The organism is Mesorhizobium sp. M1A.T.Ca.IN.004.03.1.1 (assembly GCF_003997555.1).
In the GTDB taxonomy this organism is placed as follows: domain Bacteria; phylum Pseudomonadota; class Alphaproteobacteria; order Rhizobiales; family Rhizobiaceae; genus Mesorhizobium.
Map to the genome: position 1 here is coordinate 1 of NZ_RZTV01000862.1, position 246 is coordinate 246.

1 protein-coding gene is annotated in these 246 nt (G+C 63.8%); it reads right to left on the reverse strand.

Annotation, left to right across the window (positions count from 1 at the left end; translation table 11 throughout):
* Positions 1-246, reverse strand: a 246-nt coding sequence (locus EOD29_RS36390; RefSeq protein WP_164764058.1) for a hypothetical protein, incomplete at both ends; no start/stop codon positions are given.

Genomic DNA, 246 nt, shown 5'->3' on the forward strand with positions numbered 1-246 from the left:
GCAATGAAGCGGGCCAGCGCCTTCGCTTCGGGTGAGAATTGCGTCACGCCGGTGTCCGCGTAGACGCCGTTCCCGGTCACGTCCAAGTAGGCGTTTACGGCCGCGACGGGCTTGGCCCCCTTGCCCAGCGATGAGTTCATTGCCTCGTTGACGGCTCGGTAAGCGTCGGTCAGGTCTTTGGTCAGGGAGAGGTCAACCCACTTCTTGCCTTCACCGATCAGCCCTTCCAGTTGGGCCGTCCCGCCC